15 protein-coding genes are annotated in these 21,258 nt (G+C 66.0%); 7 read left to right on the forward strand and 8 right to left on the reverse strand.

Going from position 1 to position 21,258, the window contains the following annotated elements; genetic code table 11:
- Positions 1–153: 153 nt before the first annotated feature.
- From glgX to CUJ90_RS30485, 3 genes are all read left to right on the forward strand, one after another.
- Positions 154–2,370, forward strand: coding sequence for a glycogen debranching protein GlgX (gene glgX / locus CUJ90_RS30475; RefSeq protein WP_114164536.1), 2,217 nt, complete (start codon positions 154–156; stop codon positions 2,368–2,370).
- A gap of 168 nt (positions 2,371–2,538) precedes the next feature.
- A complete protein-coding gene (locus CUJ90_RS30480; protein ID WP_083082414.1) occupies positions 2,539–2,730 on the forward strand; it encodes a DUF2934 domain-containing protein in 192 nt (63 codons plus the stop codon).
- A 78-nt stretch (positions 2,731–2,808) separates the two neighbouring features.
- Positions 2,809–4,926, forward strand: a complete 2,118-nt coding sequence (locus tag CUJ90_RS30485; protein ID WP_244220135.1) for an AI-2E family transporter — start codon at positions 2,809–2,811, stop codon at positions 4,924–4,926.
- Here CUJ90_RS30485 and CUJ90_RS30490 read toward each other — a convergent pair.
- The 5 genes from CUJ90_RS30490 to CUJ90_RS30510 form a co-directional block, all read right to left on the reverse strand.
- Positions 4,923–6,629, reverse strand: coding sequence for an efflux transporter outer membrane subunit (locus CUJ90_RS30490; protein ID WP_114164538.1), 1,707 nt, complete (start codon positions 6,627–6,629; stop codon positions 4,923–4,925). The genes CUJ90_RS30485 and CUJ90_RS30490 overlap by 4 nt on opposite strands.
- Before the next feature lies 1 nt (position 6,630).
- Positions 6,631–8,220 carry a DHA2 family efflux MFS transporter permease subunit gene (locus CUJ90_RS30495; RefSeq protein ID WP_114164539.1) on the reverse strand — a complete coding sequence of 530 codons (1,590 nt, stop codon included), beginning with the start codon at positions 8,218–8,220 and terminating at the stop codon, positions 6,631–6,633.
- Complete coding sequence (locus CUJ90_RS30500; RefSeq protein ID WP_114164540.1) at positions 8,217–9,353, reverse strand: HlyD family secretion protein; 1,137 nt, start codon at positions 9,351–9,353, stop codon at positions 8,217–8,219. Before CUJ90_RS30500 ends, CUJ90_RS30495 begins: the two co-directional genes overlap by 4 nt.
- Before the next feature lie 101 nt (positions 9,354–9,454).
- Positions 9,455–9,649: a hypothetical protein gene (locus tag CUJ90_RS30505; protein WP_073428414.1), complete on the reverse strand. Its 195-nt coding sequence runs from the start codon at positions 9,647–9,649 to the stop codon at positions 9,455–9,457.
- An 84-nt stretch (positions 9,650–9,733) separates the two neighbouring features.
- Positions 9,734–11,314, reverse strand: coding sequence for an FAD-dependent oxidoreductase (locus tag CUJ90_RS30510; protein ID WP_073428413.1), 1,581 nt, complete (start codon positions 11,312–11,314; stop codon positions 9,734–9,736).
- Positions 11,315–11,530: 216 nt separating this feature from the next.
- On the opposite strand from CUJ90_RS30510, the gene CUJ90_RS30515 reads away from it, so the two are divergent.
- From CUJ90_RS30515 to CUJ90_RS30525, 3 genes are all read left to right on the forward strand, one after another.
- The gene (locus CUJ90_RS30515) at positions 11,531–13,687 is read left to right on the forward strand and encodes a hybrid sensor histidine kinase/response regulator (RefSeq protein WP_193615229.1); all 2,157 of its coding nucleotides are present in this window, start codon (positions 11,531–11,533) and stop codon (positions 13,685–13,687) included.
- Between the two features lie 140 nt (positions 13,688–13,827).
- A complete protein-coding gene (locus CUJ90_RS30520) occupies positions 13,828–14,106 on the forward strand; it encodes a hypothetical protein (RefSeq protein WP_073428411.1) in 279 nt (92 codons plus the stop codon).
- Between the two features lie 150 nt (positions 14,107–14,256).
- Positions 14,257–18,510: a CheR family methyltransferase gene (locus CUJ90_RS30525; protein WP_114164541.1), complete on the forward strand. Its 4,254-nt coding sequence runs from the start codon at positions 14,257–14,259 to the stop codon at positions 18,508–18,510.
- A gap of 56 nt (positions 18,511–18,566) precedes the next feature.
- Here the strand turns inward: CUJ90_RS30525 and CUJ90_RS30530 are convergent, their stop codons facing one another.
- From CUJ90_RS30530 to CUJ90_RS30540, 3 genes are all read right to left on the reverse strand, one after another.
- Positions 18,567–19,586 (reverse strand): class I fructose-bisphosphate aldolase, encoded by a 1,020-nt coding sequence (locus tag CUJ90_RS30530; protein ID WP_083082402.1) that lies wholly within the window; start codon positions 19,584–19,586, stop codon positions 18,567–18,569.
- Between the two features lie 108 nt (positions 19,587–19,694).
- Positions 19,695–20,114, reverse strand: a complete 420-nt coding sequence (locus tag CUJ90_RS30535) for a secondary thiamine-phosphate synthase enzyme YjbQ (protein WP_073428409.1) — start codon at positions 20,112–20,114, stop codon at positions 19,695–19,697.
- A gap of 62 nt (positions 20,115–20,176) precedes the next feature.
- Entirely contained in the window at positions 20,177–20,497 is a 321-nt protein-coding gene (locus CUJ90_RS30540; RefSeq protein ID WP_073428408.1) for a thioredoxin family protein, read from the reverse strand.
- A 340-nt stretch (positions 20,498–20,837) separates the two neighbouring features.
- On the opposite strand from CUJ90_RS30540, the gene CUJ90_RS30545 reads away from it, so the two are divergent.
- Complete coding sequence (locus CUJ90_RS30545; protein ID WP_073428407.1) at positions 20,838–21,179, forward strand: DUF2628 domain-containing protein; 342 nt, start codon at positions 20,838–20,840, stop codon at positions 21,177–21,179.
- Positions 21,180–21,258: the final 79 nt, after the last annotated feature.

Here is a 21,258-nt window from a genome sequence, read left to right on the forward strand (position 1 = left end):
AAAACTCGTGCCGCTTCATTGGCCGGAGGCCGCGTGCTCCGCGAAGCGAGACCTGCGAAAGCCGGGCCCGCAATTTGCTCCTTCGGGCGCGCTTGCTGTTTGGCCATACACTAGAACACGCGTGCACGCGCTCGCGCTTCCACAGGAACCCCTATGTCATCCCAGAGCAGCTACTCGACGCGCGTCGCGGAAGGCACGCCTTTTCCGCTCGGTGCGACGTGGAATGGAAGTGGTGTCAACTTCGCGCTCTTTTCGGCGCATGCAACGAAAGTCGAACTGTGTTTGTTCGATGAAACCGGCGAGAACGAAATCGAGCGCATCGAACTGCCCGAATATACCGACGAGGTCTGGCATGTGTTCGTGCCCAATCTGAAACCGGGCGCGGTTTACGGCTATCGGGTGCATGGGCCGTATGAACCGGAACAGGGGCATCGCTTCAATCCCAACAAGCTGCTGCTCGACCCGTATGCCAAGGCGCACATCGGCGAACTCAAATGGACGCCGGAAATCTTCGGCTATACGCTCGATGCCGAGGAAGGCGACCTCTCGTTCGACGAACGCGACAGCGCGCCCTTCGTGCCGAAGTGCAAGGTGGTGGACGCCAACTTCTCGTGGAGCCATCCCGAGCGCAGTGCGCTGCCGTGGGAGCGGGTGATCTTCTACGAAACCCACGTGCGCGGATTTACCCGGCGTCATCCCGACGTGCCCGACACTCTGCGCGGCACCTTTGCGGGGCTCGGGCAGCAGGTGGTGGTCGATTACATCAAGAGCCTCGGCGTCACGTCAGTCGAATTGATGCCGATACAGACCTTCGTCAACGACAGCCATCTGCTCGAAAAAGGTCTCACCAACTACTGGGGCTACAACACCATCGGTTTCTTCGCGGCCGACCCGCGCTTCTTTGCTTCATCCACCGAATCGGTCGGCGAATTCAAGGAGATGGTGGACCGCTTTCATAACGCCAACCTCGAAGTCATTCTCGACGTGGTCTACAACCACACCGCCGAGGGCAACGAGCGCGGCCCGACGCTTTCCTTCAAGGGCCTCGACAACGCGTCCTACTACCGGCTGCTGCCCGACGAGCCGCGCTATTACATCAACGACACGGGCACCGGCAATACGCTGAACCTGTCGCATCCGCGCGTGCTGCAAATGGTGACCGACAGCCTGCGCTACTGGGTGACGGAAATGAAGGTGGACGGTTTCCGTTTCGACCTCGCCACGATCCTGGGCCGCGAGCCGCACGGTTTCGACGAGGGCGGCGGCTTTCTCGACAGTTGCCGCCAGGATCCGGTGCTCAACAGCGTGCGCCTCGTCGCCGAGCCGTGGGATTGCGGGCCGGGCGGCTATCAGGTGGGCGGTTTTCCGCCGGGCTGGGCCGAGTGGAACGACCGCTTTCGCGACACCGTGCGCGAATACTGGAAGGGCGACGAAGGCAAGGTCGGCGATCTCGCCAAACGCCTGACCGGTTCGGGCGACAAGTTCAATCATCGCGGCCGCCGCCCCTGGGCCAGCGTAAACTTCGTCGCCGCGCACGACGGCTTCACGCTCAACGATCTCGTCTCGTACAACGACAAGCACAACGAGGCCAACGGCGAGGACAACAACGACGGCCACTCGGACAACAAGTCGTGGAACATGGGCGTCGAAGGTCCGACCGACGACGCCGAGATCCGCCAGCAGCGCGAGCGCCAGAAGCGCAATCTGCTCGCCACGCTGCTGCTCTCGCAAGGCACGCCGATGATCCTCGCCGGCGATGAATTCGGCCGCACGCAGAAGGGCAATAACAACGCGTATTGCCAGGACAACGAAATCAGTTGGGTGGATTGGGAGAGCGTCGACGACGAAGGCCGCGCGCTCACCGAGTTCGTCAAGAATCTCACCACGCTGCGCCACCGTCTGCCGGTATTGCGGCGCGGTCGCTTTCTCACCGGCGAATACAACGAGGCGCTGGACGTGACCGACGCGCGCTGGCTCTCGCCCGACGGCGCGGACCTCACGCCGGAGCAATGGGACGATCCGGCGATGCGCTGCTTCGGCCTCGTGATCGACGGCCGCGCCCAGGCGAGCGGCATCCGCCGTCCCGCATCGGACGCGACCTTGCTGCTGGTGCTCAACGCGCATCACGACGTCGTCAATTTCACGCTGCCCGAGATTCCCGAGGGCGACCAGTGGACTTGTCTGCTCGACACCAATATGCCGGTGCGCTCCGAGTTGCCGCAATTCAGCGCCGGCGACGCGTATCAGGTGACGGCGCGCTCGCTGCTGCTGTTCGCGCTCGAAGCGCCGAGCCGCGCGACGCAACGCGTGTTCGACAGGCTGGAAGAACAGCTCACCACCGACGAAAGCGAACCTCCGGCCCACGCTTGACGGATCGGGACGCGACAGCCCGCCAACACCAGCGGATAAACCGACGCGCCCGCGCCGGGTATAACGCTTGCTTCCTTGCGATTGCCCGCGCGCGAGGCCGCCTTGCGCGGCACCCGCCCGGTGCCGGCCGATGCCGCTCGTCGCCACGTCCCAACCGAGGGTAATCACATGCAACAGCAACCTGAATCCGAACAGACCTCGCAAGAGGAAGAGATTCGCCGGCGCGCCTATTACCTGTGGGAGCACGCCGACGAGCCGAAGGGCACGCCCGAGGAGTATTGGGAACGGGCGCGCGCCGAAATCGAAAAGGAAGCGCCGCCGATCGAAAGCGGGCCGATCGCGGAGGAACCTAAAAAATAACGCGCGCGTCGGATGCGAAGCCGCTGCCTGGCGGCGCTCGCACCCTCGAGACGACGCAAACCCGTGCAGAACGACGAAGTGAAGGATTCTCCCGACCAGCCTGGCCCGAGACCCGCGACCCGCATTCAGGCTCCGCCCGCCGCCTTCGGCATCGAGGGTTTGATCGCGCTCGCCGTCGGCGTGACGGTGGTCGCGTGCCTGTACTTCGCGCGAGCCGTGCTGATTCCGATGACGCTCGCCATTCTGCTGAGCTTTCTCGTCGCGCCGCTTGCCAAGTCGCTCGCTCGCCTGAAGCTGGGCCATGTCGCGTCCGTGTTTGCCGCGGTGACGATTTCCGTGTCGGTGATCGGCCTGCTCGGCGCGGTGATCGCCAACCAGCTGACCGATCTCGCCGCCGGCATGCCGCGCTATCAGGTGACCGTCGAGCACAAGCTGGAAGCCGTGCACAAGCTGACCATCGGCAGGCTGAGCCATTTGGCCGGCATGGCGGGCCAGGCGCTGCAACGCGCCACCGTCGAACCCGCGCAACGGGAGGCGCCGCGCAATGGCGCAGCGGCGGCGAGCGGCGCCGCGAGCGCCGCCCTGCCGGTCGAGGTGCGCGAGCCGGCGCCCACGCCGTTCGAACTCGCGCGGCGCGTGTTGTCGCCGGCGATCAGTCCGCTCGAAACGGCGTTTATCGTGTTCGTCGTGATGGTGGTGATCCTGCTGCAACGCGACGATCTGCGCGATCGCGCGATCCGTCTGTTCGGTTCGCGCGACCTGCACCGCACGACCACGGTGATGGACGAAGCCGCGCGGCGCCTGAGCCGTTACTTCGTGTCGCAACTGGGGTTGAACGCGGGCCTGGGGGGCGCGATCGGCGGGGGACTGTTTTTGATCGGCGTGCCCAGTCCGATCCTGTGGGGCATTCTCGCGGCCTTGCTGCGGCTCGTGCCTTACGTGGGCATCTGGATCGCCGCCGCGCTGGCCACGGTGCTGGCCGCCGCCGTGAGTCCAGGATGGTCGATGGCGATCTGGTCGATTGCGCTCTTCGTCATCGTGGAGCTACTGGTGGGGCAGGTGGTCGAGCCGCTGCTGTACGGACGCAGCACCGGGCTATCGCCGTTCTCGGTGGTGGTCGCCGCGATTTTCTGGAGCTGGATCTGGGGGCCCATTGGGCTCATCGTGTCGACGCCGTTGACCTTGTGCCTGCTCGTGCTCGGCCGGCATGTGCGACGGCTGGAGTTTCTCGACGTGTTGCTCGGCGACCAGCCCGCGCTTACGCCGGTCGAGAACTTTTACCAGCGCGCGCTCGCGGGCGACCCGGACGAAGCGATCGAGCAGGCCGAGGTGTGGTTGCGTGAGCGTTCGTTGTCGTCCTATTACGACGAGGTGGCGATCAAGGGCCTGCAACTCGCGGCGAACGACGTGCTGCGCGGCAGCGTGACGGCGGCGCAGCTTGCGCGGATCGAGGCGTCGACGAACGACCTGGTCGATGGTCTCGACGGCTACGACGATCGCGTGCCAGCGAAGCCGACGCCGTCGACGCAAGAAAGCGCGAACCTCGTGGGGCCGATCGCGCCCTGGCGCGAAGCGGGCGCTGAGCCCGCGGCGAACCCGGTTGTCGAAGCGGGCGATGTGGACCGCGACGCGGCACAACGCATGACGCCTCGCAATACGAGCAATACGAGCAATACGAATGCGGGCGCGGCGGAAAGCACCATGCAGGCTACAGCGCCGGCTGCAACCGGCGACACGTCAGGCCAACGCGCCGGACCAACGCGTCACGCCTCGAACAACCGGGTCTTGTGCATTCCGGGGCGCGGCCCGCTCGATCCGCTCGCCACGACGATCCTGTTGCAACTGCTGGGAAAACACGGCTTCATATCGCGCGCGGTGCCGCACGAAGCGGTGTCGCGGGCGTCGATCGAGACGCTCGATGCGGACGACGTTGGGACTATCTGCATCCTCTATCTGCAGATCGAAGGCATCCCCTCGCATCTGCGCAATCTGGTCAAGCGCATTCGCGCGCGCTTGCCGAACGTTGCGATCGTCGTCGGCTTGTGGACCGCGCAGGATGTCGAAAAATGGAGCGGCGACCTGCAAGGCGCGTTGGGCGCCGAGTGCCATGCCGCGTCGTTGCAGGAGATGCTCGCCGCGTGCGGGCGAATCGAGGCGCCCACGAGCGGGGAGAGCCTGGCGGTGGTCAACGCCTAGCGTTGCGTGGCGCTTCGGGCGGTGGCTCGATCCCCTCGACCCTTGAACACGACGTCGTGGCCGCCGCTCGACGCAACCGCGCCAGCCTGTGCGGCTTGAGTTGTCGCCGCCGCCGCCGCACCACCACCATCCTGCCAGCCGCCGCCCAGCGCCTTGTACAAGGCGACCAGATCGGTGCTCACCTGCATGGTCCCCTGCGCATATTGCTGGCGCGCCTGCGCCAACTGCCGCTCGGCATCGAGCACATTGATGAAGCTGGTGAGCCCCTTGCGGTAGCTGTCGCGCGCGAGTTCAAACGCAGTCTGGTTCGCCGCGACGCTGTCCGCCAGCGAATCGCGCCGCGCCTGGTCGGTGCGATAAACCACGAGTGCGTTGTCCACGTCGCGCAGCGCCGTCAGCACCGTTTTGCGGTAGTCGAGCGCCGCCTCGGCCTGCTGGGCTTCCGACATCCGCAAGTTGGAAACGAGTGCGCCGCCCTGAAAAACCGGCAGCGAAACACTCGGGCCAAACGAATAGAACAGATGCGACCAGCGCGACAGATCGCTCGCATTCGTCGCGCGCGTTCCGACCTGGCCCGTCAGCGACACATCGGGATAAAACTGCGCGACCGCCACGCCGACATTCGCGGTCGCCGCATGCAGGCTGGCTTCCGCGCGGCGAATGTCGGGACGCCGCCGCGCGAGCGTCGACGGCAAGCCCACCGGCACCGTGGGCGGCACCGGCGGCACGGCGGCCGGCGCGGACAGTTCCGCTTCCAGCGCGCCGGGCGCTTCGCCCACCAGCCAGGCGAGCGCGTTCGACGCCTGCGCGATCTGCTGCTCGAATTGCGGCAACTGCGCCTGGGTCTGCGCAAGCTGCGCGCTCGCGCTTTTCACGTCGGCTTCGCTGGCGAGGCCGACCTTCGCCTGGCTTTGCGTCAACCGGACGACATCGCGTTGCTGCTCGACGAGGCTCGTGGTGATGTCGCGCAACGCCTGCGCGCCGCGCAACTGCATGTAGGTTTGCGCGACTTCGGCCTCGAGCGAGAGCAGCGCGTCGTTGCGGCTTTCCACCGCGGCCTCGGTCTGCGCGTTCGCGGCTTCCACCGAGCGGCGCACCCGGCCGAACAGATCGAGTTCCCACGAGGCGTCGAAGCCGGCTTGCCAGAGATTGGTCGGCGAGGTCAACTGATCGAGCACGTTGTTGGCGCCGTTTTGCAGCGCGGGGCCCGCGCCCGGCGCGATTGCATTGATCGGCGAATCCGGCGCGCCGAGCCGGTTCACCTTGTCATAGACGCCGTTGGATTCGAGAAAGCCTTTCAGGCCGAGTTGTTCGCGCTGGTAGCTGCCTGTCGCGCGCACATTCGGCAACCCCTGGGCCGCCGCGCTCTGCACCTGGGTCCGCGCTTCGACGATGCGCAACACGGCCTGCTGCAAGTCCAGATTGCCGCGCGCGGCGCGCTCGATAAGCGCGTCGAGCGTGGGGTCGTTGAAATTGCGCCACCAGCGCGGATCGGGATCCGTATCGAGCGTGGGGACCGATGCCACGTCCGCGCCGGAAGCGGGTGCAGCGGGCGCAGCCGTTGCGGCGGTGTGCCGCGTATCGTGCCACTGCGGCGGCACGTCGGCGTTCGGCGCGTGGAAGTCAGGCCCGACCGTGCACGCGGCGAGCCACGCCGCGAGCGAAAGCACCGGCATGCGCAGGCTGAAAACGGCGCGCCTCATGTCAGTGTCCTCCCGCGCCGCCGGCCGCCTTGACCGGCGAGAACAACAACGTCATCGGAATGCAGAGCGCGCAGAACACGGCGAGAATCGCGAACACGTCGACGTAGGCGAGAATCGTCGACTGCGAAATGAACGTGGTGTACAGGCGGCCGGTCGCCGTTTGCAGCGCTTGCGAAAACGGCACGCCGGTCATCTCGGCGATGGTTTGCGCGCCGCGCTGCACCGCGTCGTTGTAGTTCTGCGAAAGCGTCGACATGTGTTCGGACAGATGCGCCATGCGCGCCTGGCTGCGCTCGCGAATCAGCGCCGTCGATAGCGAAATGCCGACCGAGCCGGCCACGTTGCGAAACATCGTGAAGAGGGCGGACGCATCGTCGTTCAAACGCTGCGGCACGGTGAGATAGGCGAGCGTGGTGATCGGCACGAACAGGAAGCCGATCGCGAGCGATTGCGCGCTGCGCATTTTCACGAGCGTCGGGTAATTGACGTTCGGCACCAGCGTATGCGAATACGCGAGCGCGCAGGCGAGCAGCGCGAAGCCGGTCGCCACCAGAAAACGCGTCTGCACATAAGGCATCAGCTTGCTGATGAGCGGAATCTCCATCGTGATGAGCACGGCGCCGGGCGAGAGCACGAGTCCGGCGAGCATCGCGGTATAGCCGAGCTGCTGTTGCGCGAGCTGCGGCACCAGCACCGCGCTGCCGTACAGCACCGCCGCGAAAGCGGCGATCGTCGCGCAGCCGAGCGCGAAATTGCGGTCTTTCAGGCAGCGCAGATCGACGACCGGCTTTTTGGTGTAGAGCAGCCAGAACGTCGCGCCGACAATGCCGGCCACCGACAGCACCGCGAACGTGCGGATGAAGTTCGACGAGAACCAATCGTCGTCCTCGCCGCGATCGAGCATCACTTGCAGGCAGCCGAGCCCGACGGCGATCAGCGTGATGCCGATGTAGTCGATCGACACCTTCGTGTCCCCGGTCTTTTTCCACGGCGGGTCTTCCACCAGTTGCAGCACCGCGAGACTGGTCAGAATGCCGACCGGCACGTTCAGCAGGAACACCCAGCGCCACGAGAAGTTGTCGGTGATCCAGCCGCCGAGCGTGGGACCGAGCACCGGCGCGACGACGATCGCCACCGCCGAAATCGAAAACGCGCGGCCGCGCTGTTCGGGCGGGAACGTGTCGAGAATGATCGACTGCTGATTCGGTTGCAGGCCGCCGCCAAAAAAGCCCTGCAGGACGCGAAAGACGGTCAGTTGCCACAGGTCGGTCGCGATCCCGCACAGGAACGAACAGACGGTGAACGCGATGATGCACACCAGAAAGTAGCGCTTGCGGCCCAGCAGCCGCCCGAGAAAACCGGAGATCGGCAGCACGATGCCGTTGGCGACCAGATACGAGGTGAGCGTCCACGTGGCTTCGTCGTAACTGGCCGACATGGTGCCGGCGATGTGCGGCAACGCCACGTTCACGATGGTCGTGTCGAGTACTTCCATGAAAGCCGCGAGCGTCACCACGATGGCGATGAGCCACGGATTCGCCGCGGGCTTCCAGTTCGATTGAGCGCCGTTCGCGGTGTTCGACGCGCTCATTTCAGATACACCTTCGGTGTGACGGACAAGCCGAGCCCAAGCGGCTGATCGCGCGGCAAGCCCTCGTCGATGACGATCTTCACCGGCACGCGCTGGACGATCTTCACGAAGTTGCCGGTGGCGTTTTCCGCCGGGAAGGCCGAGAAGCGCGAACCGCTGCCGAGTTGCACGCTATCCACATGGCCGCGCAAATCGAGCTTCGGATAGGCGTCGACCTCGACCTTCACCTTGTCGCCGGGACGCATGCGCTCCAGTTGCGATTCCTTGAAGTTCGCCGTCACCCACACTTGCGGCGTGACGATCGAAAACAGCGACACGCCGGCTTGCAGGAAGCTGCCCAGTTGCACATTGCGCCGCGTGATCCAGCCGTCGGAGGGCGAGCGCACTTCGCAGTAGGAGAGATTCAGCCGCGCCTGTTCGAGTTGCGCCTCGGCTTGCTGCACCTGCTGGCGGCGTTCCTCGACGCTCGCCTCGGTCTGACGGATCTGCTGCGGCACGAGGCTCGCGCTCGCCAATTGCGCGCGCGCCTGCTGCACGCCGGCGCTGGCCGATTGGCGCTGGGCGTCGGCGGTGTCGATGTTCTGTTGCGAGGTGGCGCGCTGATCGACGGCGTGCTGGCGCAGATAAGCGGCCTCGGCCTGGCGGAAATTCGCTTCCGCCGACGAGGTCTGCGCCCTGGCTTGCCGGTATTGCGCCGGATACTGAATGCGCGCGATGTCGAGCTGAATCAGCGCGGCATTCAGTTGCGCTTTCGCGAGTCCGAGTTGCGCCTCGGCCTGATCGACCTGCGCCTGATAATCGCGCTTGTCGATCACGACCAGCAGGTCGCCTTTGTGAACGTAGACGTTGTCGTTCACCGCGAGCCGCACCACGTAGCCGGAGACTTTCGGCGCCATCATGATGGCGTTGCCGTCGGTGTAGGCGTCGTCGGTGGAAACCTGGTTGCGGGTCGCGAACCACCAGACGAAGGCGACGATCGCCAGCAGCGCCACCACGGCGGCGAGAATGATCAGCGGCTTCTTGCCGGGCGTGCGGCGGCTTTTATCGTTGCCGTTCTTTTTGTCGCCGTCTTTCGTGTCCTTGCGTTCGCGTTGATCGTGCTGTTCCTGAGCGGAGCCGGTCTCGTCTGACATGGCGATACGTTCCTGTCGTTTCCGGATCGATGGCAAATGCGAGCGTGGAGAAAAACCGCCGGGCGGCAGTGCGCGCGGCGGTCCCGATGCAGTGAGGCGGGCTAGCGCCTGGCTGGCTTGTCAGTCGACGGTTTATCCGTCGACGGCTTTTCTTTCGAGGCGTCCTCGTCGGGGACGATTTTGGTCGTGCCGCCGGTGGAAGGCGGGTCGCTTGCCGGAAAGCTCTCCTCCACCTGTTCGTCGATCTGCTTTTCGCTCTTGTCGGCGTGCGGATGTTTCTCCTTGGTGTCTGTCATGGCGACTTCTCCTTCAATAATCAAATGAGCGGTGAGCTACACGGATTGACGCGGGTGCTTTTTACATGGGCATGTAGTTGTTGGTCAGGGGAGGGGCCGCGCGCTGTTCCTCGCGACGACGCTTTGCACGAGCGCCAGCGCGTCCGCGCAGGACACGCCGCCGCGCATCGCGTCGATCAGGCGCGCGGTGTGCGCCTGGCGTTCGCACGCGAGCACCGCGACCACCTTGCCGTCTTTCACATACAGCGCGACGAATTGCTGGCGTTCGAGTTCGCCGTCGATCACGATGTCGTCCCACTCGCTGGCATGGCCGAGATATTCAAAATTCTTGCCGAAGTGATACGTCCAGAAATATGGCACCCCGGCGTAGCGATGACGCGCGCCGCACATGTTTTGCGCGGCGATGCGCGCGTGCTGCTGCGCGACTCGCCAATGCTCGATGCGCAACGGCTCCTGATGCTCGTGCAACGGAAACACCGCGATGTCGCCGGCGGCATAGAGACCCGGCGCAGCTTGCATGCCCGCATTGACGATCACGCCGCCGTCCTTTTGCAGCGGCAGTCCCTCGACGAAACCGGTAGCCGGTGCAACGCCCGTGTCGAGCAGCACGACATCGGCGGCGACGCGGTCGCCGTTTTCGAGTGTGACTTCGTGAACGCGGCCCGCCTCGCCTTCGAGCGAAACGACCTTTGTGTCGAGGTGAAACAGCACGCCGTTGCGCTCGTGCAGCGTGCGGAACATCGCACCCGCGCGTTCGCCGAATTGCCTCGCGAAAGGCGTCTTCTCCGGCGAAATGACGGTGACCGGCGTGCCGCGCTTCCTCAACGCGGCGGCCGTCTCCAGTCCGATGAAACTGCCGCCGAGAATCGCGACGCGCGTGTGTTCCGCGTCCTCACCGATTGCCTCGACGAGCGCGGCGGCGTCGTCGCGATTGCGCAGCACGTGGACGCCGCCGAGTTCGATGCCGGCGATCGCGGGCAGTTTCGGCACGCTGCCGGTGGCGAGCAGGGCGGTGTCGTAGGTCAGTTGGCCGCCGTCGGCGAAATGAATCGTGCGCCTGGGCACGTCGAGACGGGCAACCTTCGCGACGATCCGCTCCACGTCGTGCCGCGCCAGCCAGTCCGGCGCGAGCAGCGGCGGCACGTCGGCGGGCGCCATGTCGGCGGACAGCACGAACTTCGTGAGCGCGGTGCAATCGTAAGGCGCATGCGGGTCATCGCCGATCAGCGTGAGGCGTCCGCCGAAACCGTATTCGCGCAACGCCGTGCAAGCCGCGGCGCCCGCCGCGCCCGCGCCGATCACCACGTAATGCGGTTGCGCGGCGGCGGCATGGCGCACCGCTTGCGGCTGCTTTCGCGGCGCGACGATCACGTCGTCGCTGCTCACCACCACGGGGTAACGGTCGAGCGCGACCAGCGGCGGCGGTTCGAGCACACTGCCGGTGGCGGCGTCGAACGTGCCCTTGTGCCACGGGCAGATGATGCGGCCGTGACACAACCCACCCTGTTCCAGCGGACCGCCCGCATGCGGGCAGTCGGCGGCATAGGCGCGCACCGTGTCGCCGTGGCGCACGAGCAGGATGTTCTCGCCGTCCACCACCACGCGCTCGGCGCGATCCTCCCGCAGGTCCGAGAAGCGGGCGACACGGCGGGCAATGGTTTGCATGGCGGGTTCTCGCGCAAGGGGATGGTGTGACGAATAGCAATCGACGTGCCCGACGAACCCGCCGCCTCGCGCGCCGGCCGGCTTGCAAGGCGTCCTTTGGAGAAGCGCGGAAGTGAGGTATAAATCATGAGAAAGGAAATAGCGCACGAACATCGCGTCGCGGCACGATGTGTGCAACTTTGCTGATCTGTATCGACCTTTATGGAGAGGCTGACCGTGCAACGGGCGGAGCGTGCCGCAGTCGATTTCCCCATGCCCTCGCGCAATTTCGCGGCGACGCGGCGCATGCTTCTCATCGTGCTCGCCGTTTCGATCGTGTTTCCGCTTGCCTGCCTCGCGGGCTACGGCTATTTCGATTACCAGCGCCGCATCGCCGATTCCGACAACGTGATCGACCGGCTCGCGCGCGTGACCGAAGAGCAGGCCGTCAAGGTGCTCGATCTGAGCCAGCAGATGGCCTCGCGCATCGTCGAGTTGGTCGACAATCAGGACGATGCGCAAATCCGCGCGCGCGAAGCCGAATTGCACGAGCGCCTGCAGGAAATCGGCGGCGACTTTCCGCAGGTGGCGTCGATTTCCCTGCTCGGCGCGAACGGCGACCTGCTGGTGTCGAGCCGCGAATATCCCGCGCCGCCGCGCTCGATCCCGCAGCGCGAGGACTTCACGAGCGCGAAAGCCATGCGGCCGCAAACCTATTTCTCGCTGCCGATGTTCGGGCCGCTGTCGAAAACCGATGTGTTCAGCAGCGCGACCGGCCGCTCGGGCGCGGACGGGCGCTTTCTCGGGGTGGTGTCGGTGGCGCTGCGCAACGACTACTTTTCGCGCTTCTATCGTGACCTGACCAATGGCGACCCGTCGCTTTCGTTGGGCCTGTATCGCCAGGACGGCAATCTGCTGGTGCGCTATCCGCCGTGGCCCGCGGGCGCGAATCCGAAGGCGCAGAGCGCGTTCGCCACGGCGCTGCGCGACCGCCAGGTGTTCGGCCACGTTCGGCTGAATTCGACGGTGGACGGCGTCGAGCGTCTGCTCGCGTTTCGCCGCGTCGGCGACTATCCGCTCTATGTGATGAGCGCCTACGCGACGAGCGCCATCGCCGACGCATGGCGCCGGCATTTCCTGATGATCGCCGCGCTCACGGCGGCGCCCTGCATCGCGATCTGGCTGCTGGTGCTGTACTCGTTGCGTCAGCTCGAAGCCGAGCGCCGCGCGTGGGAGCGCTGGCAAGGCGAGGTGGCGATGCGGCTGTCGGCGGAAGCGTCGAGCCGGCAGTTGCAGCGCATGGGCGCGCTCGGCAATCTGGTCGCCAACGTGGCGCACGATTTCAACAATCTGCTGATGGTGGTGTCGGCCAATATCGAGCTCGCGCGGCTCAAGCGCTACAACCACGTCGAGAAGGAAGTGCTCGCGATGCAGCGCGCCACCGCCACCGCCGAGTCGCTCACGCGGCGTCTCTTGAGCGTCGCGCGCAAGCAGCCGCTCAAGCAGGAACCGCTCGATCTTTCCCGATGGCTGCCGGCCGCCACGCCGCTGATCGACGCGGCGCTCGGCGACAAGGTCGAACTGGCCTTGAATCTGGTCGACAACGTCTGGCCGGTGCTGGCCGATCCCACCGACCTCGAATTCGCGATCATGAACCTGGCGGTCAACGCGCGCGATGCGATGCCGCACGGCGGCCGCTTCGTGATCCGCTGTCAGAACAACCGGCTGGTCGGCAGCGACACCTTGTTGCCCGACGGCGAATATGTGCTGATCGCCTGTTCCGACGACGGCGAGGGCATGTCCGAGGCCGTCGCCCGGCGCGCGTTCGAACCGCTGTTCACCACCAAGCTGCGCGGTTCGGGCACGGGGCTCGGTCTCGCGCAGGTGCTGTCGATGTGCGAGCAGGCGGGCGGCACCGCGAAAATCGACAGCGTGCCGGGCCGCGGCACCACGGTCAGGCTGTATTTGCCGCGCTATCGCGAGCGCCCGCGCCCGGCGCCGGCCGCCGACGTCGAAACGGCGCGGCAACCGGAGCCCGGCGCGGCCGGCATGGTGCTGCTCGTGGAAGACAACGAGGAGGTGGCGGCCGGCGTGACCGCCGTGCTGGAAACCTTCGGCTGCGAGGTGCGGCACGAGCCCACCGCCGACCAGGCGCTCGACGTGCTGTCGGGCGGCGCGCGCTTCGAACTCGTGCTGTCCGACATCCAGATGCCGGGCAAGCTGAACGGCATCGATCTGGCGGAGAAAGTCCGCAGCGCGTGGCCGGCGCAGAAAATCGCGCTGATGACGGGCTACGCCGACGAACTGGAACGCGCACGCCGCCTGGGCGTGGCGATCCTCGCGAAGCCGTTCAATATCGACGAACTTCATGCACTGGTGGCTTGCGAAACCTAGTGGCCGGCCGGGCCGCGCCGGCCGGCGCATTCGGCGCATCGCATGACGCGCGGCACATCCCTTGCTGAAAAAAGGTCGGGAGATTGCGTATCCGGTGGACCGGGTCGCGCACCCGCTTTTTCTTGCACAGGAGAACCGTCATGAAGATCAGGCATGCATTGCTCGTTTCAACGTTGGCCGCCGCTTCGTCGCTCGCGATGGCCCAGGGCGGGGCCGGCGGCGGCGCCGCCGGGACCGACCCGGCCAGCACCGGCGTCAACACTTCGACGCGCGAAGGCGGCGACATGCAGGCTTCCGGCGCGATGAGCCATTCGAAGTCGAAGATGCATCACATGAAGAAGTCGAAGACGGCCAAGCCGGCCACCGATACGACCAACACACCGGGCGCCAACGCCAGCAGCGATACGAAAGGGCAGTAAGGCGCGCACGGAACACGGCATGCGTCCCTGGCTGGAGGCATGCCAGCCTTTGCAATGCGCCCCAACACACGCGACAATACTGGTTGGAGGCGGCGGCGCGCATCGCGCCACGGGGCGAGGCCGGCAGAGGCGCAGCACACAAGGATGAGTATGGGCGGCAGTGAGGCAGGGGCGTCTCCAACGACTACGCGGGCAGACGCGCAAGCGGACGCGACTACGCGTGCAGACGCGCAGGCAGGCGCACAAGCAGGCATCGAAGCGGAGTCCGGCAAAGCCGTCGGCAAGCCGGCGGGATCCGTCACGCGCGGCGCGGGCGCACTCGACTTTCCGGTCGTCGGCATCGGCGCTTCCGCGGGCGGCGTGCAGGCGCTGCTGCGCTTCTTCGAGAACGCACCGGCTGACATGGGCATGGCCTTCGTCGTGGTGCTGCATCTGTCGCCCGATCATGCGAGCAGCGCGGACGAGGTGTTCCAGCACGCCACCGGCATGCCGGTGAACCAGGTGCGGGAGCGGGTTCAGGTGCAGAAGAACCACGTCTATGTCATCTCGCCCTCGCACGATCTTTCGCTCGACGACGGCCATCTCACACCCATCGAGGCCGACCGCCCGCGTGGCCGGCCCATCGCCATCGACCTGTTTTTCCGCAGTCTCGCCGACGCGCATCGCGAACGCGCCATCGCCATCGTGCTGTCGGGCACGGGCGCGGACGGCGCGACCGGCATCGGCCGCGTCAAGGAGCAGGGCGGCGTGACGTTCGCGCAGGATCCGGCGGACGCCGAACACCCCGAAATGCCGCAGAACGCGTTGGCCACCGGCATGATCGACATCGTGCTGCCGGTCGCGGAGATGCCGCGCAAGCTGCGCGAGCTGGCTGAGAACGCCCGCGCGATTCACCTGCCGCCCGTGGACGACGAACCCGAAACGCTCGCGCTCGCGCAGCCCGATCCCGCTTCCACCGCCGAGCGGGCGTTGCTCGGCGTGCTCGCCACGCTGCGCGCCCGCACCGGCCACGATTTCCGCCACTACAAGCGCGCCACGATCCTGAGGCGCATCGAACGCCGTCTGCAGGTCAACGGCATTCCCGATCTGCAGGCCTACCAGGACTACGTGCTCACGCACCCTGACGAAACGCCGGCGCTGCTCAAGGACATGCTGATCGGCGTGACCAATTTCTTTCGCGATCGGGATACCTTCGAAGTCGTCGAGCGCGAGATCGTGCCGAGGCTCTTTCACAAGAAATCCGAGGACGACCCGGTGCGCGCGTGGGTCGCCGGCTGCGCGACGGGCGAGGAAGCGTATTCGCTCGCCATGCTGCTCGCCGAACATCCCGAGCGGCACGAAGACATACCGATCCAGGTATTCGCCACCGACATCGACGAACACGCGATCGCGTTCGCCCGCGCGGGCCTCTACCCCGAGTCGATCACCGCTGACGTGTCCGCGCAGCGCCTGCGCCAGTTCTTCACGCCGGAACGCTCGCGCTTTCGGGTGAGCAAGGCGATCCGCGAGCGGGTGCTGTTCGCCGTGCACAACGTGCTGCGCGATCCGCCGTTTTCGCGCGTCGACCTGGTGTCGTGCCGCAATCTGCTGATCTATCTCGACCGCAACGTGCAGACCCAGGTGCTGCAGATGTTTCACTTCGCGTTGCAGCCGGGCGGCTATCTGCTGCTCGGCAGTTCGGAATCCGCGGAAGCCGCGGGCGACCTGTTCACGCCGGTCGACAAGAAACACCGCATCTATCGCGCGAACATGGTGACGAGCGCCGTGCGTCCGCCGATCAGCATGCCGGTCGTTCAGCATGGCGGCGCGACCACCACCGCCAGCGCGGGAGCGCCGCAGCCGCTGCCGCAGGCCTTGCCGTTCTCCGCGCTGCATCATCGGATTCTCGAGCTGTATGCGCCGCCGAGCGTCGTGGTCGACACGGACGCGAACATTCTGCACATGTCCGAGCACGCCGGCCGCTTTCTGCGTTTCGTGCGCGGCGAGCCGTCGTACAACCTGATCATGCTGGTGAATCCGGCGCTGCGTCTGCAACTGCGCGCCGCCCTGTTCCAGGCGCTGCGCAGCAATCAGGAGGTGACGACGCCCGCGATCGAATTCTCGCCGCAGGCGAGCGTGCGGATCATCGTGCGCGCGTACCGGCGCACCGAGGATGCGCCGGAATTCGCGCTCGTGCTGTTCGAGGAGATCGCCGCCGTCGTGCCTGCCGCGAAGCGAGGCGAGGGCGCGAGTCCGACGGTGCAGGATTCGTTGCTGGTGCATCTGGAGGACGAGCTGCATCGCACGAAGCAGGAATTGCGCTCGACGGTCGAGCAATCGGAGGCGTCGACCGAGGAACTGAAGGCCTCGAACGAGGAATTGCAGGCGATCAACGAGGAACTGCGCGCCGCCACCGAGGAACTCGAGACCAGCAAGGAAGAACTGCAATCGTTGAACGAGGAATTGTTCACCGTCAACGCGGAGTTGCAGGCCAAGATCGAGGAGACGGGCAAGGCGAAAGACGACTTGCAGAACGTGATCGCCTCCACCGGCATCGCCACGCTGTTCGTCGACCGGGACATGCGCATCAAGCGCTATACGCCGGCCGCGACGGAACTGTTCAACGTGATTCCCTCCGACCTCGGGCGACCGCTGCACGACATCACGCACCGGCTCGATTACCCGCAGCTCGCCGACGACACGGCGACCGTTTTCGAATCGCTGCAACTGATCGAGCGCGAGATTCGCGGCACCGACGGGCGCTATTTCCTCACGCGGCTCTCGCCGTACCGCACCACCGACGACCACATCGACGGCGCGGTGCTGACCATCGTCGACATCACGGCGCTGCGGCGCGCCGAACAACTGGTGCGTGTCAGCGAGGAACGCCTGCATCTCGCCGCGCAAAGCACCAACGACTTCGCGATCATCGTGCAGGACATGGAAGGCCGCGTGGTGACCTGGAACAAGGGCGCGGAGCGGATCTTCGGTTATAGCGAGAGCGAGATGACGGGGCAGACGCTCGACCGGCTCTATCTGCAGGAAGAGCGCGAGGCGAACGAACCCGCCACCGAGCGGCAGCGCGCGCAGTCCGACGGCCGCGTGGAAGACGAGCGCTGGTACATTCACAAGAACGGCACGCGGCTCTATTGCAGCGGCGTGATCACGCCGGTGGCGTCGGACAGTTTCCGCGGCTTTGCGAAGATCTTGCGCGACCTCACGCAGCGCAAGGGCACCGAGGCGCTCGAACAACGCAAGATTTCGCTGGAACGCTCGGTCCGGCAGAAGGTCGAGGCGGCGAGCCGCCTGAAGGACGAATTCCTCGCGGTGCTCTCGCACGAGTTGAAGAACCCGCTGAACCTGATTCACGTGAAGGCCGACATGCTGGACCGCGCGCCCTCCACGCAGGGCCTGCCGGTCGTGCACGATGCGGCGGACGCGATCCGCCGTTCAGTGATCAGCCTCGCGAAGATCATCGACGACCTGCTCGACCTGTCGCGCGTGCGAACCGGCAAGCTGGCGCTCGATCGCTCGCGGGTGGACATCGCGGCGATCACGGCGTCGGTAACCAGCGCGATCGAGGCCGAGGCGCTGGCGCACCAGGTGAGCGTGAGCGTGAAGGGCGTGAGCGAACCGTTCTTCATCGAGGCGGACCCGGTGCGCTTCGAGCAGATTCTGTGGAACCTCGCCAGCAACGCGGTGAAGTTCACGCCGCCGGGCGGGCGCATCGCGTTGACTTTGTCGCGTGAAGCAGGCTATGCGTGCGTCGAGGTGCGCGATACCGGGCGCGGCATCGAACCGTCGTTCCTGCCGAACGTGTTCGACATGTTCAGCCAGGCCGAGGGCGCGCACCGCCGGCACAGCGGCGGATTGGGCATCGGACTCGCGCTCGTCAAGCAACTGACGGAAATGCACGGCGGGCATGTGCAGGCGGAATCCGCGGGCGTCGGCAAGGGCGCGCGTTTTCGCGTCTGGTTGCCGGCCGACAGCACGACGATGCCGAGCGAAGCGCGCGAAACGCCTTGCGACGCCAGCTTGCTCAAGGGCATGAAGATTCTGCTGGTCGACGACGCGGCGGAAAGCTTGCAGGCGTTCCAGAGCCTGCTCGAGCTCGAAGGCGCGCAAGTGTGGCCGCAAACCAATGGCGCGGCGGCGCTGACGATCGCCGCGCATCAGCAGTTCGATCTGATCCTGTCGGATATCGGTATGCCGGGCATGGACGGCTACGAACTGATCGCCGCGCTGCGCAAGCTGCCGGGCACGGCCTCGGTGCCGGCGCTCGCGTTGACCGGCTTCGGCCGCCCGCAAGACGCCGCGCGGGCGATCCGCGCGGGGTATGACGGTCATCTCGGCAAGCCGGTTTCACTGCACGCGTTGCTCGACAAGATCGCGCGCATCACCACCAACCGCACCGGCATGGCCTGAGCCTGGGCGCAGTGCCGCCTGCCACCCGGCACCCGGCGCAGCGCCTCGCCGGAAGGCTAGCCCTTTTCCTGCACCGCCTCGTACTTGCCGAGCGCCGCGTCGCGATTCAGACGCGCGCGCTTGAGCAACGCCTGCTGAGCCTCCAGCACCTTGCTCGGGTCGCCTCGCCACGCTTGCAGCGGCGGTTCCTGCAACGCGCGGCCATACGAGAAGCTCAGATTCCACGGCAGCGGCCCGAGCCGGTTCATTGCATCGAGGTTGGCGGTGGCTTCTTCCGGGGTTTGCCCGCCCGACAGAAACACGATGCCCGGCACCGCCGACGGCACCGTGCGCTTGAGTATCCGCACGGTGTAGGCGGCGATGTCGCTGACAGGCGACTGCTGCGCGTGTTCGGAGCCGGCGAGCACCATGCTCGGCTTCAGCAGAATGTGTTCGAGCGCCACGCGGTGCCGGTGCAGCGCATGAAACACCTCGTGCAGCACGGTCTCGGTGACTTCGGCGCAGCGTTCGATCGAATGGTCGCCGTCCATCAGCACTTCCGGCTCGACGATCGGCACGATGCCGGCTTCCTGCGAGATGGCCGCGTAGCGCGCCAGCGAATCGGCGTTCGCCTCGATCGCGAGGCGGCTCGGCAAGCTCGCCGTGATGTTGTACACCGCGCGCCATTTGGCGAAGCGCGCGCCTTGCCGTTTGTAGTCGACGAAACGCTGGGCGAGGCCGTCGAGACCCTGGGTGATTTCGTCGCCCGGAGCCAGCGCGAGCGGGATCTTGCCCAGGTCGACCTTGATGCCGGGCACGATGCCGTTGGCGGCGGCGAGTTGCGGGAACGGCGTGCCGTCGTCCGCTTTCTGGCCGAGCGTTTCCTCGTAGAGAATCACGCCGCTGATGAATTCGCCGAGGCCCGGCGTGGTAAGCAGCAGGTTGCGATAGGCGCGGCGGTTCTCCTCGCTGGATTCGACGCCGATCGTCTTGAAGCGTTTGGCGATGGTCGGGCCGCTTTCGTCGGCGGCGAGCAGGCCCTTGCCGGGTTGAACCATTGCACTGACGGTGGCTTGCAGTTCGCTACGGGTGTCCATGAGATGTGCTCCCTTTGATCCGGTTCGCGGATGAATCTTGCAGCAAACGCAGCTCGAACAACGTTGCCCGCGCCGCTTTATTCGCGCTTTTTTAGCGCCTCATTAGCCTTATTCGCCGATCAGATGCAGCACGATGTCGCGCGCCTGCGTGTGCCGGCGATGCTCGAACAGATATAAACCCTGCCATGTGCCGAGCACCATCTGCCCGTGCTCGACCGGCACCGTCAACTGCACTTGCGTGAGCGCCGTGCGCAGGTGGGCGGGCATGTCGTCGGGACCCTCGGCGTTGTGTTCGTAGCGCCCGGCGTCCTCGGGCGCGAGGCTCGCGAAGTAGCGTTCCAGATCGCGCTGCACCGAGGGGTCGGCGTTTTCCTGGATCAGCAGCGAGGCGGACGTGTGACGGCAAAACAGCGTGAGGAGTCCGGTGCCGATCGACTGCGCGGCGACGAAGCGGCGCGCTTCGTCGGTGAATTCGACGAGCCCGCGGCTGCGGGCCTTGACGCTCAGGTGGTGGAGGGCTTGTCGCATGATGGGCAGGCGATGCTGCGGGTGGGTTCTTCAGTGGGTTCGATCGACGCGACGCGCCCGGTTCATAGCGACGCGAATGCTTGCGCGATCTCCGTGGCGCTGGTCGGACGCACGACGCGCGCGACTTCGACGCCGTCGCGCATGAAAATCAGCGTGGGCCAGAGCTTGATCTTGAACGAGCGGCCGAGCGGCCGGCCGGGGCCGTCCTCGATCTTGAGATGCCTGACGCCGGCATGCGGCTCGAACGCCTTGGCAATCGACGCTTGCGCGCCCTGGCAGTAGCCGCACCAGTCCGTGCCGAATTCGATCACCGTGGCGCCCGGCAGGGCGTCGAGTTCGGCTCGCGAGGGGGCGCGGGTGGAATAGGCGGTTCGTGTTGCCATGCTTGCTCCGAAGCTCGTTGATCCGTGCGGGCGCTGTTTCCGCTGCCAGGGAAGCGCCCGCGCGTGGGTTGGCGCGTGGTTGGATAAGGCATCTGTCAAGAGTAGCAGCTATGCTCGGGATCGTCAGCGAGGCCGCGCTTGCCGCGTTGAGTGCCGGGGCGCGGTGTCGGGCGGCTTGCGGTGGGACGCGTGGGCGCGCGAATTTGATGCACACTTGCGGTCTTGCCGACGCGGCGTGTGAACATGGTCAGCTCGGATGGTCAACTCGCATGATCAACTCGGATGGTCAACTCGCGCGGTCCACTCGCCGTTAGCGGTCACGAAGGATTCAGGAAGGCAAATGCAAGAAAGGATTTATCTGCGCCATCCGGGCAAGGACGAAACCGTCGCGGTCGCGACCGGCTTCAGTTGGGGCGCGTTGTTGCTCGGTTTCGTGTGGGCCTTGTCGAAGAGAATGTGGTTCGCCTCGTTCGTCATGTTCGGGATCAGCACGGTGCTGTTCTTCGCGGGGCTGTGGGGTGAAACGGCCGGCTTGATCGGGCTGGTGCTGTCGGTCGTGTTCGGCGTGGCGTGCGGCGCCTATGGCAATGAGTGGCACCGCCGGACGCTGGAGCGGCGCGGCTACACGCTTCTGCAAGACGCAGGCGGGGACCGGATATCGCCAGGCGCCAGGCATTCGTGACACTCATGCCGCGTTCCACCTCGCCGGCGATTGCAAGGCCGCGGCGCAACCCTGCGCGCTGCGCGCGGCAAGTCGCTCA

The organism is Paraburkholderia terricola (genome assembly GCF_003330825.1).
Classification (GTDB): domain Bacteria; phylum Pseudomonadota; class Gammaproteobacteria; order Burkholderiales; family Burkholderiaceae; genus Paraburkholderia; species Paraburkholderia terricola.